Source organism: Amycolatopsis sp. cmx-4-83 (assembly GCF_046548815.1).
Classification (GTDB): domain Bacteria; phylum Actinomycetota; class Actinomycetes; order Mycobacteriales; family Pseudonocardiaceae; genus Amycolatopsis; species Amycolatopsis pretoriensis_A.
In genome coordinates, this window is the sequence record NZ_JAEBEF010000022.1 from 1 (window position 1) to 14471 (window position 14471).

The window sequence follows — 14471 nt, forward strand, 5'->3', positions numbered from 1 at the left end:
AATTCGCCGACATCCTCCGCCGCAACCCCGACTACGACGGCCGCCCCATCCGGCTCATCGGCTGCGACGCCTCCTCCAACGACTTCGCCCACCGCCTCTCCCGCGAACTCGACACCGACGTCACCGCACCCACCAAACCCGCCTGGACCGACTCCCACGGACGCGTCTTCTCCTCCGACTACGAAATCGGCCCCGACGGACGCATGCGCCCCCGCATCCCACCCGACGGCGAATGGAACACCCACCACCCCGACGGCTCGACCCATCGGGCCGGCGAGGACGGGTTCGCGCCGGACAGCCACCACGGGGACGCGCACGACGTCGATGCCGACAGTGCGTTCGCGCGGGGCAAGGACCACCCGGACATGCACGACCTCGGCGAGGGCTGGCGGGAGCCGGAGTTCACGCGGCACGAGGACGTCACGCTCGGGCGGCACGAGCGGTTCTTCGACCCGGCGAACCCGCGGCACCTGGAGCCGAACACGCGCTACGAGGTCACCGATCCGGACGGGCGGTTCACCCGGGTCTACACGAACGGTGAGACCCCGCCGCGGATCACGCACATCGACGCCGACGTGCCGAACACGCGGGTCGGGAACAACGGCGTCGAGGTCGGGAACCCGGACGCTTCGCACCTGCACGGGGACGTCGACTACCGGGTCAGCACCGGTGAGGGGCAGTTCGAGTTCCACACCGACGCGGACGGGCGTCCCGAGCTGGACATCGACCACTTCGATCCGCCGTTGACGCCGCCGCCGGTGGAGCGGCGGATCACCGGGTACGACCCGGGGCACAACGGTGACGGTCCGTTCGGGGCCACGCCGCCGGAGGACCTCAAGCCCAACAGCCGGTACGAGGTCTATTCGAAGGCGCCCGACGGTACCGATCAGTGGCACGGCACGTTCTACACCAGCGGTGACAACCCGCCGGAGTTCACGCACATCAAGACGTGGCACGACAACGAGCGCGGCATGATCAACCCGGAGACGGGTGATCAGCACACGATGCACGACCAGCACGCCGGCCGGCCCGACGGCATGCCGGTGCGCGGCGCCAAGTACGAGATCGGCGCCGAGAACATGCACTACCACGTCGACGAGCACGGCAACGCCGCCGTGTCGTGGGAGCCGGACTACACCAGCCCGGCGACGAAGCGGGTCGGGCTCGGCCCGCAGGAGCGCACCGGCCACGTCGGGCTGGAAGACCACCCGGGCAGCACCGTCAACCGCGGCGGGCACACCGCCGACCACCGGTCGGGTGGGCTGCAGGGCCGGATGGGCATGGTTCCCCAGCTCTACGAGCAGAACCACAGCGTCGGCAACCCGGACAACTGGCGGCAGATGGAGATCGACCGCCAGACGTTCGAGCGGGGCGGTGGCGACCACGGCACGACACGCGTCTACGCCGACGCGCCGTCGACCGGGGAGACACCCGACCGGCTGCACGTGATGTCCGAGAGAATCCACCCCGACGGCACCCGCACGTACAACTACAGGAGCTTCCCGAATGTCCCGAACCCAGCCCCCGTGGTACCCCCCACCCGGACCTGACCTGCGGGAGGCGGACGAGGACCAGGTGGTCCGCTGGATCGGCGGCTGGCTGATGGACGCCGCTCCCGAAGGCTGGCGGCGGATCGACATGACCGTCCGGCTGACCGCGGCGGTCGAGGAGATCTCCCTGGCCGTCGTGATGCCCGACGGCGCGGCCGCGCGCATGGAGCCTCCGCCCGACGTCAGTCCGCTGCTGTTCGAGCTGCGCAACAAGAAGTACCTGCGCGGCCGCGGCACCTGGCTGTCGCTGCGGCTGGTCATCGAGCCGGACGGCGAGTACCGCGTCTCCTACAACTTCGACCTCGACCCGCTGTGGGACCCGCCGCTCGAGGCCGACGTCTGGCACCAGGACTTCGAGGCCTACTTCCGCGACGAGGAGTGGACGCCTGCCTGGTACCGGGAGGGCGTCAAGGGCGAGGCCGGCGGGGAGCAGCCGCCCGACGAGCCCAACGCGCTGCTGAAGAACGTCGCCGACTACCTGAAGTTCACGCTCCCCGCGGGCTGGGACTACCTCCAGCTGCAGTACCGGGCGGTCGGCGACCACGAGGAGTCGGGCGCGGTCGTGCACTCGATCACCGGCACGGTCTACCCGTGGACCCCGCCGGAGCAGGTGCTCGACCTGCTCCGGCGCCACCGCGCCGCCTCGCTGTCCGAAGGCCGCGGCACCTGGGTGAGCGTGAAGTACGAGATGAAGTTCCCCGACTCGGTCAAGGCGCAGTTCAACGCCACCGAGGACCCGGGCTTCCAGGAGCGGCCGCCCGCCGGGGCGTTCGCCGAAGAGCTGCGGCGCTACCCGCGCACCGAGCGGCGCATGCCCGACTGGCTGCGCCAAGGCGCCGAAGGAGCCTGACCATGACCCAGCCACCGGGGCCGCTGCGCCCGGACCAGCAGCAGGAGATCGTCCGGCAGATCGGCGCGGCGCTCACCGCGGCGATCCCGCCGGGCTGGCAGCAGCTGCGGGTGGAGTACCGGGCCGCGGGCCGGCACGTCGAGTCCGACCTGCTGGTGACCGCTCCGGACGGGCGGCCTCGCGTGGCGCAGCCGCCGCCGGAGGCCGTGCGGCTGCTCGGCGTGCTGCGGTCGGGCATGTACCAGCCCGGCTTCGGCACCTGGCTGGGCGCGATCCTCGTCTTCGAGCCGGGGCAGGCGCCCGACGTCGACTTCGTGCGGCCGGACCTCGAGCCGCCGTTCCGGCAGCAGCCCCCGCCGATCGGGTTCCAGGACGAGCTGCGGTTCTTCCCGCGCGCGGAGGAGCACATCCCGGGCTGGCTGCGCGAGGGCGCGGGACTGCCCCCGCTCACGCCGCCGCCGGGTGACGGCGAGGTGCGCACCCCGCGCATCTACGACGGCCTCGACGCCTCCGGGCGCCCGCTGATCCGCCGCCAGCCGCTCCTGCCCGCCGAGATCGAGCGGGTGCTGACCTACCTCGACGCGGCGCCGGTGATCCTGGCGTCCCGCAGCAACGGGCCGGACGCGTTCGCGCCCGACCGCGGGGACGCGGTGCCGATGAACTTCCGCACCGACGGCGCCTGGGCGTGGCCCGGCGCGGTCGCGTACTACCTGCGCGAACACGGCGTGCCGCCGGACCCGGAGCTGGTCGCCCACATCCGGGCCCGACGCTTCACCGCGCCGGCGGAGGTGCCGGAGACCGCGAAGGACCTCGCGCTCACGGCCATCACCGGCGAACAGCTGTGACATCCGGGGGATCCGGGGGGGGCTCCGCCACCCGGATCCCCCGGAAGCGGCCTCAGACCACGGTGTAACCGGCGTCGGTCAGCGCGCGCTCGACGTCCTTGCAGTGCTCGGGGCCGCGGGTCTCCAGCGCCAGTACGACGTCGGCCTCGCCGAGGTCGAGGGTGCCGGAGATGCGCGAGTGCTCGACGTCGAGCACGTTCGCGCCGAGCTCGCTGACGCACGACAGCACGCCGACCAGGGAGCCGGGGCGGTCCGGGACGCGCAGCCGGAGGCGCAGGTAGCGGCCGCCGGCGGTCATGCCGTGCTGGATGATCTGCAGGAGCAGCACCGGGTCGACGTTGCCGCCGGAGAGGATGGCGACGACCGGCGGTTCGAAGGCGCCGACGTGCTGCAGCAGCGCCGCGACGGGCGCCGCGCCGGCCGGCTCGACGACCAGCTTGCGGCGCTCCAGGCAGAGCAGCACCGCGCGGGACAGGTACTGCTCGGACACCGTGACGACGTCGTCGACCAGCGACTCGACGTGCGCGAAGCTGACCAGGCCGGGCTCGCCGACCGCGATCCCGTCGGCCATGGTCGAGGTCTGGCCCAGCCGCACCGGCGCGCCCGCGGCCAGCGAAGGCGGGTACGCGGCGGCCTCCGCGGCCTGGACGCCGACGACGCGGACGTCCGGGCGCAGCGCCTTGACCGCCGACGCGACCCCGCCGACCAGCCCGCCGCCCCCGGTGGCGACCAGGATGGTCTTCACGCCCGGCACCTGCTCGAGGATCTCCAGGCCGACCGTGCCCTGGCCGGCGATGACGTCCGGGTGGTCGAAGGGGTGGATGAACACCGCGCCGGTCCGCTCGCCGAACTCGACGGCGGCGCGGAGCGTCTCCTCCAGCAGCGCGCCGTGGAGGTGCACCTCGGCGCCGTACCCGCGGGTCGCGGCCAGCTTCGGCAGCGGGGCCCGCAGCGGCATGAAGACGGTGGACTTGGCGCCGAGCAGCGACGACGCCAGCGCGACGCCCTGCGCGTGGTTGCCGGCACTGGCCGCGACGACGCCCCGCTCGCGCTCGGCCGGGGTCAGGCCGGCGATGCGGGTGTAGGCGCCGCGGATCTTGAACGAGCCGGTGCGCTGCAGGTTTTCGCACTTCAGGTGGACCGGACCGCCGTGGAGCTTCCGCAGGTCGCGTGCGTGCTCCATCGGCGTCACCCGGGTCACTCCGGTCAGGAGCTCCCGGGCGGCTTGGATGCGCTCGAGGGTGACGAGTTCCATGGGCCGGACTATGCCACTCAGGAGATCCACAGGTTGACCGGACCGCGGGCCGGGTACCCTGGGTCCCGTCAACACGCGGTAAACAGGGAGCAACTCATGGCACGGGGGAACGACGCTCGACGGGCTCGCGCCACCCGGTCCGCCGGGCTGGTCCCGCTCGTGATCGGGCTGGCCTCGGCCGCGGCGCTCACCGGAGCCGCGTACATCACGGTGGACAGCGTCTCCTGCGGCTCACCGGCCCAGTACATCCGCCACGACAGCCACGTCGAGCTGGTCGGCGGCTGCGTCGACGGCGCGAAGCTGCCGGCCGCGGGTACGCCGAAGTCCGGCGGCGTGGTGCACGGCAACTACAACCCCTGAGGAACCCCGTTGGCGCTCAAACGGATGGACAACATCCTCATCGTCGTCGACGACCTGGACGCGGTGATCGCGTTCTTCGTCGAGCTGGGCATGCGGCTCGAGGGCAAGGGCCCGCTCGAAGGGCGCTTCGCGGAGCGCGTGATCGGGCTCGAGGACGTCAAGCAGGACATCGCGATGCTGCGGATGCCGGACGGCCAGGGCGGCATCGAGCTGGCGCAGTTCCACCAGCCCAAGGCCGTCGTGCCGGAGCCGAAGGTCGCGCCGTCGAACACGCTCGGCTACCGCCGGATCATGTTCGCGCTCGACGAGAACCTCGACGACGTCCTCGACCGCCTGCGCCCGCACGGCGCCGAGCTCGTGGGCGAGATCGAGCCGTACGGGGGCATCTTCCGGCTGTGCTACGTCCGCGGTCCCGAGGGGATCATCGTGGGGCTGGCCGAAGAGCTGGACTGACTCAGTCCAGCGCCGCCAGCAGGTCGGCGACCAGGTCGCGGCCGTCTTCGATGCCGACGGAAAGGCGCAGCAGGTCCGCCGGGACCTGCAGGGTCGAGCCCGCCGTGCTCGCGTGCGTCATCTTGCCCGGGTGCTCGATCAGCGACTCGATGCCGCCGAGCGACTCCGCGAGGATGAACAGCTTCGTACGTGAAGCGACGTCCAACGCCGCCTGCTCACCGTCCGCGTGGCTGAACGAGACCATGCCGCCGAAGCGCCGCATCTGCTTCGCGGCGATCTCGTGGCCGGGGTGTTCCGGCAGGCCCGGGTAGTAGACCTTCGCCACCTTCGGGTGGTTGACCAGCGCCTGCACGATGCGCTCGGCGTTGTCGCTGTGGCGCTCCATGCGCAGGGCGAGGGTCTTGATGCCGCGCAGCGTCAGCCAGGCGTCGAACGGGCCGGGCACCGCGCCGGCGGAGTTGCGGAGGAAGAAGAACTGCTCGCGCAGCTCGTCCTCGTTCGTGATGATCGCGCCGCCGACGACGTCGGAGTGCCCGCCGAGGTACTTCGTCGTCGAGTGCAGGACGATGTCCGCGCCCAGCGAGAGCGGGTTCTGCAGGTACGGCGTCGCGAAGGTGTTGTCGACGACCAGGCGGGCGCCGGCGTCGTGCGCCACCCCGGCCAGCCCCGCGATGTCGGCGATGCCGAGCATCGGGTTGGTAGGCGACTCGCACCAGATCAGCTTGGTCTCGGGGCGGATCGCCGCGCGCACCTCGTCGAGGTCGGCCAGGTTCGCGACGGTGTGCTCGACGCCCCAGAGGCTGAGCACCTTGTCGATCAGGCGGAACGTGCCGCCGTAAGCGTCGTTGCCGAGCACGAGGTGGTCACCCGGGCGCAGGGTACTGCGCAGCACCACGTCGGACGCGGCCATGCCGGACGCGAAGGCCAGCGCGTGCCGGCCGCCTTCCAGCGAGGCCAGCGCCTCCTCCAGCGCCGAACGGGTCGGGTTCGCGGTGCGCGAGTACTCGTAGTCGCCCTCGCGGGTCCCGCCCACGCCGTCCTGCGCGTAGGTCGAGGTCTGGTAGATCGGCACGATCACCGCGCCGGTGCGGGGGTCGGGCTTCTGCCCCGCGTGAATCGCGCGGGTCTCGAAGCCCAGTTCGGAGTAGTCGTCCACCATCTGTTCAGCGTAAGGCCTGGCCTGAACATTCCCGTCAGGTGGGATGGGTCTCAGTCGGGTGAGCCGGTCCGCCTGCGGCCCAGGTCACCGGGCCCGCGGAGATCGACACCGGCGCCTTCCAACTCCGCACGGCCGGAGATCAGGCGGTGCTCACCCCGACCCAGCGGGCGGCCGGGCGGGAGGCGGCCAGCGCCAGGGTGGCGACCGACGGCGGCAGCACCAGCGCGAGCGCGGCGACCCCGCCGGCGGCCAGGTCGCCCGGGCCGCCGAGGTCGACCACGGCGAGCCCGGTGGCCGCCAGCACCAGCGACGTCAGCGTCGCGAGCAGCGCCGCCGTGCTGCCGGCCACGCAGCCGAGGCGGCCGGCCGGGTGCTGCCGCGGCAGCAGGACGCCACCGGACAGCAGGACCGACGCGAGGACGGCGTCGACCGCCGCGTGGAGGCCGGCGCGGGCGGCGTCGGCCGGGAAGCGGACCAGCGTGACGACGTCGAGGACGAACCCCGCGGCGTAGAGCAGCCCGCCGAGCAGCGCGAGCGCCGCGGCGGCGAGGGCGGTGCGGCCTTCGGTGGAGGTGGTCAAGCGGTCACCGGCCCGGTGGTCGGCCGCCCTGCGGCCGGGGCGGGTACGGCTGATGAGGATACGGCCGGTTACCGTGCGTGCTCCTCGGGGGCGGAAGTCACCAGCTCCGCGACGAAGACGGGTACGCACCCGGACCGGACATCACCGGCAGCGCGGCGCGGTAGCGCAGGTAGCGGAACGTCGGCGGCAGGAACGCGAGGACCAGCACGAGCACCGCCAGCGTGGCGAGGCCGACCCGGTCGACCATGGCGAGGCCGCCGTGGGTGAACATCGCGTCGGCGAAGCGGGCCGGCGGTACGCCGACCGACAGCGGCTCGGTGAGCAGCGCCCCGATGGCCAGCAGCGCGCCGATGCCGAGCAGGACCGCGCCCGCCGTCGCGCGGAACAGCGTGGCCAGGGAACCGATGAGCAGGACGAGCCCCGCGACGAGGTAGCCGGCGAAGTCCGCCAGCACCAGACCCGGCAATGCGCCGAGGCTGAATTCGGCGGGCATGTCGAGAAAGATCTTGACCGGTACGTAGCCCGCCGCGACCGCGGCCGGAATTCCGAGAAGACCCGCGAGCACCGCCGTTACTCCGGATGGCCGAGTCGATGAATACGAATGCGAACGCGCTACCGGATAGCCGGTCACCAGTCCCCCATCGGGCAAGCTCAAGTACGACGGCGCTCACCTTAGACCGGAATGCGGGAAGTAGTCCGGAAACGGAACGGAATTCGGCCGGACGGCGGAACCCAAGATCATTATTGTGCGGTAGCGGCAGAAATCATGTCACGCGATCGCACGGACGCCTTTTGTCCTCTTCGGACAATTGCGAATTCCGCTATAAATGCAGCGTGCCCCGGAGCCGAAAGGCTCCGGGGCACGAAAGGCGCTCAGTTCACCACTGCTGCGGCGGCTGGCCGGGCTGGCCGAACCCGCCGCTCGGCGGGCCCTGCTGGCCCGGCGGCTGGCCGTAGCCCTGCTGCTGCCCCGGCTGCTGCGGGTAGCCGTGCGGCGGCTGGCCCGGCTGGCCGTAGCCACCCTGCTGCGGCGGCTGGCCCGGCTGCCCGAAGCCCCCGCTCGACGGCTGCGGGAACCCGCCGCTGGCCGGGTTGGGGCCGCCCGGCTGGCCGTAGCCCGGGGGCGGGCCGTAACCCTGCGGCGGCTGGCCGTATCCCTGCTGCTGCGGCGGCGGGCCGGGCTGACCCGGCTGGCCGAAGCCGCCCGGCTGCTGCGGGCCGCCGAAGCCCTGGGGCGGACCGCCGAAGCCCTGCGGCCCGGCCGGTGCGGCGGCACCGCCGCCACCGCCGAGGCCGACGAACTGCGCGGTCGCCGGCACCAGGCCGAGCACGCCCGCGATGAGGACGAGGACGCCGATGATCAGCGGCGGCAGCCCGAGCCCGAAGGTGTCCTTGGCGGACGCCGAAACCTGCGCGAGCGCCTCGGCGTTCGGCGTCATGCCGATCTTGAGCAGCAGCGCGAACAGCGTGAGGAGCGCGCCGCCCGCGACGACCACGATCGGGACGAACTTCTTGATGCCGCCCAGCTTGCCCGCGAGCGCCAGGCCGACACCGCCGGCCAGGGAGAGCAGCGAGCCCACCAGGATCATCACGACGTAGAACCACACGGTGCCCGGGCCGATGATGCCCAGCCGGTCGAGGACGTCCTTGATGGCTTCCTGGCTCGGCGCGCTGTCGAAGAGCTTCGAGTAGTCGCTCGCGTCGCCCATGTAGCCGAAGGAGATGATCAGCGCGATCAGGCCGAGCACCGCGACGACGCCGCCGGCGATGTAGCCGAAGAGGCCGTTGCCGCCGCCTGCCGCCGGAGCGGCACCGAACGGCTGCTGCGGCTGCCCGCCGAAACCGGGCTGCTGCGGGCCGCCGAAGCCGGGACCGCCGAAGCCCTGCGGGGGCTGCTGCCCCGGCTGGCCGAAGCCGCCCGGCTGCTGCCCGAACCCGCCCTGCTGACCGGGGTGGCCGAAGCCGCCCTGGTCCGGCTGACCGAACCCGCCCTGCTGCTGGCCGAACGCCGCGGCCGGGTTGTCGGCCGCGCTCGGCGGCGGGGTGTACGGGATCGCCGGCGGCTGGGAGCCCGGGGGCACCAGCTGCGTGGAGTCCGCGACCGGGGCGTCGCCGCCGCCGACCGGGTTCACCATCTGGGTCGCGTTCGCGTCGACCGGCGGCATCGCCTGGGTCGCGCCCGCCCCGCCGTCACCCGGCTGGACGACCTGGGTCGGCTCAGGCGTCTCCCCGAACGGGGAACCGCCCTGCTGAGGCTGGGCGGGCTGGACGACCTGGGTCGGTTCCGGGCTGCCGAACGGGTCCTGCTGCGGCTGGGGGCCACTCGGCGGGCCTTGAGGTGGCTGGCCGCCACCCCACGGCTGGTTCGGTGGCTGCGGTGCACTCATGTGGGTCTTGAACCCCCTTGACGAGGACGCGAAAGTGTTCTACTCGCGCTCACGCTATCGGATCACCCGGCAGGGCGCTCGTAACGCCCCTGCCGGGTCCGCCGATCAAGACACTTCTCAGCCGTTGTTCAGCGTCCGGCCAGAAAGCCCAGGAGGTCGTGCCGGGTGACGACCCCGGCGGGCTTGCCGTCGACCAGCACGAGGGCGCCGTCCGCGCTCTCGAGCGCGGTCATCGCGGAACCCACCTGCTCACCGCCGCCGATCGTGGGCAGCGGCGGCGACATGTGCCGGTCGAGCCGGTCGGCCAGCTGCGCCTTGCCGGTGAACAGCGCGTCGAGCAGGTCGCGCTCGTTGACCGCGCCGACGACCTCGGCCGCCATCACCGGCGGCTCCGCGCTGACCACGGGCATCTGGCTGACGCCGAACTCGGCCAGGATCGCGATGGCCTCGGCGACCGTCTCGTTCGGGTGCGAGTGCACCAGCGTCGGCAGGTGCCCGCTCTTCTTGGTGAGCACGTCGGCGACCGTCGCGCCGGAGGAGTCCGGCGGCAGGAAGCCGTAGGAGGACATCCAGGTGTCGTTGAAGACCTTCGTCAGGTAGCCGCGGCCGCCGTCGGGCAGCAGCACGACCACGACGTCGTCCTCGGTGAGCCGCTCGGCGAGCTTCAGCGCGGCGGCGACGGCCATCCCGCAGGAGCCGCCGACCAGCAGGCCCTCTTCCAGCGCGAGCCGGCGGGTGACCTGGAAGGAGTCGGCGTCGGAGATCGGGATGATCTCGTCGGCGATGTTCCGGTCGTAGGTGTCCGGCCAGAAGTCCTCGCCGACGCCCTCGACCAGGTACGGCCGGCCGCTGCCGCCGGAGTAGACCGAGCCCTCCGGGTCGGCACCGACCACCTGCACGCGGCCGTCGCTGACCTCCTTGAGGTACTTGCCGGTGCCGGAGATCGTGCCGCCGGTGCCGACGCCCGCGACGAAGTGCGTGATCTTGCCGTCGGTCTGCTTCCACAGCTCGGGCCCGGTGGAGAGGTAGTGGCTCTCCGGGTTCTGCGCGTTGGCGTACTGGTTGGGCTTCCAGGCGCCGTCGATCTCGCGGACCAGGCGGTCGGAGACGTTGTAGTAGGAGTCCGGGTGCTCGGGCGCGACCGCGGTCGGGCAGACCACGACGCGGGCGCCGTAGGCCTTGAGGACGTTGCGCTTGTCTTCGCTGACCTTGTCCGGGCAGACGAAGACGCACTGGTAGCCCTTGCGCTGCGCGACCATGGCCAGGCCGACGCCGGTGTTCCCGGACGTCGGTTCCACGATCGTGCCGCCGGGGCGCAGCTCACCGGAGCGTTCGGCCGCCTCGATCATGCGCAGCGCGATCCGGTCCTTGACCGAGCCACCCGGGTTCAGGTACTCGACCTTGGCCAGCACGAGCGGCTTGAGCCCCTTGGTCAACGAGTTCAGCTTGACCAGCGGGGTGTTGCCCACGAGGTCTGCGATGTGCTCTGCGTACTCCACGACCGCCAGCCTAAACGGCCGACCGGTGGCGTTGTCCACCTCACGGTCCACTCACGCGCGATCGGGGTCCGGGGGCCTCCGGGTGCGCGTCGGCGATGCCGGGCAGCGATGGCGAGGTCGGACCGCCCGGCGAGGACCCTTCAGGCAGCCACCAAGCCGCTCGTCCACACCGGTTCCGGCCCGAGGGCCGCCGCACGCTGAGCCGTCATCCCGTCCCGGAGGGTCCGCCCGGCGCCGATCGGCACGCGGCAGTCCGTCCGCAGGATCAAGGGCCCGGAGCGAGCGGCCCAGGTGGTGATCATCGCCAGTTCACCTCCCGTGTCGTGGAACGGCGACTTCATCGGAAACACGATCCTATCGGCCCGCCGGTTGCCCCGGCTCACCCTTTCGTGTCAATTCCGCCCAGCCCGGCCGGTCGGCGATCGGCCGTTCTTCCCAGCCCGGCGGCCAGGTCCGCGGAAACCCGCGTTGCGCCTCCGCACCGGCGAGCCGCGCGGTCGTCTTCGTGCCGAAATCGGCCGGACCAGCGAAAACGGCGCCGTTGAAGGAGTCGCGCTCGCCGCCGAAAACGGTTCCCCGGAAATCGACGCGATCTTTGAACTCGGCCTTGTTGAAGTCGGCTTTGGTGCGGAATTCGGTACCGCGGAACAGCGTGAGTTCGAGAAACTCCGCGTCGTAGCAGACGATCGAACGGATCACGCAGTGCGTGAGGGTGAGCCCGACCAGAGTCGCACCGGAAAAGTCGAGGTCGATGTCCGGCCAGTACCCGGTGTTCGGCGCTTCGGGCTTCCCGGGCCGCAGGTGCATCAGGAGGATGCGCTGCGCGGTCTTGCGGACCTGCAGCTCCTCGCGGTGTTCGTCGCCTTGCACGTACGGCATCCGCAGGTAGGCGCAGAGGACGTTGACGATCGTCTGCCGGTGCTCCGGGTACCCGCCGGCGAGCCGTTCGAGCGAGTAGAGCCCGGCGAGCCGCACGGGCGCCTTGTCGCTGCCGAGCTGGTCGGCGGCCTTGCCGTAGATCTCGGTGACCCGCCGTTCGGTGGCGTCGTGGTCCTTCTGCACCAGATCCAGCTCGGCGGACCGCTGCCGCCGCGCGGCGAGCAGCAGCGCGGCGGCACCCCCGGTCCCGACGACGATGTTGGCGGCGGTCTTGAGCGCGTCGAGCCGGGCGGAGTCCTCCGGACGGCCGCCGCCCAGCAGGGCGAGCAGGAGGGTGGCCGCCAGCGCGGCGAGCACCAGGAGCCCGGCGCCCCACAGCAGGATCGTCCTGGTCCGCAGCACGCGCTCGAGTTCGTTGGCCACGGGGTTCGATCCTGCCAGTCACCGCCCGGTCGCACACCGGGTTCGGCCGCGCTCGGGTCCGGTCACCGGCCGCGACCACACCGCCCGCAGCCGACTTCCGGGCGAGCGCCACCGAAACCCGGCGCCCGGATCCGGCCCGGCCCGCTGCCGCGACCGCCACCCGGGCGGCCGCCACCGAGACCGCCACCCGGGGCCCGCTCCCGGGCGGACACCACCGAAACGCCGGGCCGGGCTACCGCAGATCGGCCACGCTCGGGTCCGGTCACCGCCCGCGGCCGGCTTGCGGGCGAGCGCCACCGAAACCCGGCGCCCGGATCCGGCCCGGCCCACCACCGCGACCGCCCGCCCGCGGCCCGGCTCCCGAGCGGACACCACCGAAACGCCGGGCCGGGCTACCGCAGATCGGCCACGCTCGGGTCCGGTCACCGCCCGCGGCCGACTTCCGGGCGAGCGCCACCGAAACCCGGCGCCCGGATCCGGCCCGGCCCACCACCGCGACCGCCCGCCCACGGCCCGGCTCCCGAGCGGACACCACCGAAACGCCGGGCCGCGCTACCGCAGATCGGCCGCGCTCGCCACGACCACCCCGTACAGATCCGCGATCGTCGCCAGCGCGCTGTGGTGCAGCTGCTCCGAAGTCACCTCCGCGACCGCCGTCGCCAGCGGGCGGGTCGCGCACGCCTCCGCCACCACCGTCGGGGTGTTGCCGCGCAGGAACGCGCCCTCCGCGGTGAACGTGACGCACATGTTGGTCATGAAGCCCACGACGATCACGTCCTCGTGGCCCGCCGCGTCGATCCGCTCGCCCAGATCCGTGCCCACGAAGGCGTTCGGCGCGGCCTTCACCACCACCGGCTCGCCGTCGACCGGGGCGACGTCCGGGTGGATGGCGCCGATGTCGGTCCGGACGTCGTACGCGCTGCCCGCGCCGCCGTCGTGGACGACGTGGATCACCTTCGCGCCCGCCGCCCGCGCCGCGGTGAGCAGGTCCTTGGCGGCGGTCAGCGCGGGCCGCCAGCCGTCCAGTTCCATGACCCCGCGCGTGTACGTGTTCTGGTAGTCGACCAGGACCAGCGTCGACCCGGCCAGTGCGGCGGGGGTCCGGTCGAGCCCGTTGAGCTCCCGCAGCGTCGTCCTCGGCATTTGTCGTCCTTCCGCTCTCGTTGACCCCACCGACGCTAAAGTCGGCCGAGCGTGTCGGCAATGACATGCGAGACGCAGAAACCGACATGGAGCGAAGACCGATGGAACGGCTGATCGTCGTGGTCCTGTTCGACGGGGCCGACCTGCTCGACGTCACCGGTCCCGCCGAGGTTTTCTCGCTGCTGCACCGGGAACTGGACCGGCCGTCGGGCTACCGCGTCGTCCTCGCGGCCGGGGCGGCGGACCCGGTGACGACGTCCGCCGGCGTGCGCGTGCTGCCGGACGTGACCTTCGGGGAGCTGACCGGCCGGGCGATCGACACCTTGATCGTGCCGGGTGCGGTGACCGTCGGGGAGAACCGGGAGATCGTCGCCGTGTGCGATCCCGCCGTCGTCGACGCCGTGCGCGAGCTGGCCGGGAGCGCGCGGCGGGTGGCGTCCGTCTGCGTCGGCGCGCACGTGCTCGCGGCCGCCGGGCTGCTCGAGGGCAGGCGCGCCACCACGCACTGGTCCACCGCCCGGCAGCTCGCCGCCGAACACCCCGGGGTCGCCGTCGACGCCGACCCGATCTTCGTCCGCGACGGCGAGGTGTGGACCGGCGCCGGGCTGACCGCCTGCCTCGACCTCGCGCTCGCGCTGGTGGAGGACGACTTCGGCCCGGAGCCGGCGGCCCGCGTCGCCCGCCAGCTCGTCATGTTCCTCCGGCGGCCCGGCGGGCAGAGCCAGTTCAGCGTGTCCCTCGAACCGGCGTCCGCGACCCGGCGGGTGGAAGAGCTGCGCCACCACGTCGCCACCCACCTCGCCGAGCCGCTGACGGTCGCCGACCTGGCCGCGCACGCCCACCTCACCGACCGGCAGCTCACGCGCGTGTTCAAGGCGGAGCTGGGCATGACGCCGGCCGCGTACGTCGAGCACGCGCGCGTCGAGGCCGCCCGGCACCGGCTGGAAACCACCGACGACACGCTCTCGCGCGTCGCCACCACCTGCGGTTTCGGCACGGTGTCCACGCTGACCCGCTCGTTCCGCCGCCGGCTGACCACGACGCCGGGCGAGTACCGCGAGCGGTTCCGGATCCGGTAGGGCCAGGCA

14 protein-coding genes and 1 pseudogene are annotated in these 14471 nt (G+C 72.5%); 6 read left to right on the top strand and 9 right to left on the bottom strand.

Annotated elements, in window-relative coordinates:
- From ACLJQM_RS45670 to ACLJQM_RS45680, 3 genes and pseudogenes are all read left to right on the top strand, one after another.
- A pseudogene (locus ACLJQM_RS45670) lies at positions 1-1550 on the top strand (hypothetical protein); the annotation flags it as partial.
- 25 nt (positions 1551-1575) lie between these two features.
- Positions 1576-2400 (top strand): hypothetical protein, encoded by an 825-nt coding sequence (locus ACLJQM_RS45675; protein WP_410636364.1) that lies wholly within the window; start codon positions 1576-1578, stop codon positions 2398-2400.
- Between the two features lie 2 nt (positions 2401-2402).
- On the top strand, positions 2403-3245 hold the full coding sequence (locus ACLJQM_RS45680) for a ferredoxin (RefSeq protein WP_410636365.1): 843 nt from the start codon (positions 2403-2405) through the stop codon (positions 3243-3245).
- 52 nt (positions 3246-3297) lie between these two features.
- Here ACLJQM_RS45680 and ilvA read toward each other — a convergent pair whose 3' ends face one another.
- The gene (gene ilvA, locus ACLJQM_RS45685; RefSeq protein WP_247018645.1) at positions 3298-4500 is read right to left on the bottom strand and encodes a threonine ammonia-lyase; all 1203 of its coding nucleotides are present in this window, start codon (positions 4498-4500) and stop codon (positions 3298-3300) included.
- 96 nt (positions 4501-4596) lie between these two features.
- Between ilvA and ACLJQM_RS45690 the strand changes: the two genes are divergently transcribed.
- Both ACLJQM_RS45690 and ACLJQM_RS45695 read left to right on the top strand, forming a co-directional pair.
- On the top strand, positions 4597-4860 hold the full coding sequence (locus ACLJQM_RS45690; RefSeq protein ID WP_410636366.1) for a hypothetical protein: 264 nt from the start codon (positions 4597-4599) through the stop codon (positions 4858-4860).
- Between the two features lie 9 nt (positions 4861-4869).
- Complete coding sequence (locus ACLJQM_RS45695) at positions 4870-5313, top strand: VOC family protein (protein WP_247018641.1); 444 nt, start codon at positions 4870-4872, stop codon at positions 5311-5313.
- Position 5314: 1 nt separating this feature from the next.
- Here the strand turns inward: ACLJQM_RS45695 and ACLJQM_RS45700 are convergent, their stop codons facing one another.
- From ACLJQM_RS45700 to ACLJQM_RS45735, 8 genes are all read right to left on the bottom strand, one after another.
- Positions 5315-6472, bottom strand: a complete 1158-nt coding sequence (locus tag ACLJQM_RS45700) for a cystathionine gamma-synthase (protein ID WP_247018639.1) — start codon at positions 6470-6472, stop codon at positions 5315-5317.
- Between the two features lie 139 nt (positions 6473-6611).
- The gene (locus ACLJQM_RS45705) at positions 6612-7052 is read right to left on the bottom strand and encodes a hypothetical protein (RefSeq protein ID WP_410636367.1); all 441 of its coding nucleotides are present in this window, start codon (positions 7050-7052) and stop codon (positions 6612-6614) included.
- Positions 7053-7149: 97 nt separating this feature from the next.
- Positions 7150-7545, bottom strand: coding sequence for a hypothetical protein (locus tag ACLJQM_RS45710; protein WP_410636368.1), 396 nt, complete (start codon positions 7543-7545; stop codon positions 7150-7152).
- Between the two features lie 385 nt (positions 7546-7930).
- The gene (locus tag ACLJQM_RS45715; RefSeq protein WP_410636369.1) at positions 7931-9439 is read right to left on the bottom strand and encodes a hypothetical protein; all 1509 of its coding nucleotides are present in this window, start codon (positions 9437-9439) and stop codon (positions 7931-7933) included.
- 128 nt (positions 9440-9567) lie between these two features.
- A complete protein-coding gene (locus ACLJQM_RS45720; RefSeq protein ID WP_247018631.1) occupies positions 9568-10938 on the bottom strand; it encodes a cystathionine beta-synthase in 1371 nt (456 codons plus the stop codon).
- 140 nt (positions 10939-11078) lie between these two features.
- Complete coding sequence (locus tag ACLJQM_RS45725) at positions 11079-11279, bottom strand: hypothetical protein (RefSeq protein WP_247018628.1); 201 nt, start codon at positions 11277-11279, stop codon at positions 11079-11081.
- 13 nt (positions 11280-11292) lie between these two features.
- On the bottom strand, positions 11293-12240 hold the full coding sequence (locus tag ACLJQM_RS45730) for a pentapeptide repeat-containing protein (protein ID WP_410636370.1): 948 nt from the start codon (positions 12238-12240) through the stop codon (positions 11293-11295).
- 552 nt (positions 12241-12792) lie between these two features.
- The gene (locus ACLJQM_RS45735) at positions 12793-13383 is read right to left on the bottom strand and encodes a cysteine hydrolase family protein (RefSeq protein WP_410636371.1); all 591 of its coding nucleotides are present in this window, start codon (positions 13381-13383) and stop codon (positions 12793-12795) included.
- A 101-nt stretch (positions 13384-13484) separates the two neighbouring features.
- Here ACLJQM_RS45735 and ACLJQM_RS45740 point away from each other — a divergent pair, with 101 nt between their 5' ends.
- A complete protein-coding gene (locus ACLJQM_RS45740; protein WP_410636372.1) occupies positions 13485-14462 on the top strand; it encodes a GlxA family transcriptional regulator in 978 nt (325 codons plus the stop codon).
- The last annotated feature ends 9 nt before the right edge of the window (positions 14463-14471 follow it).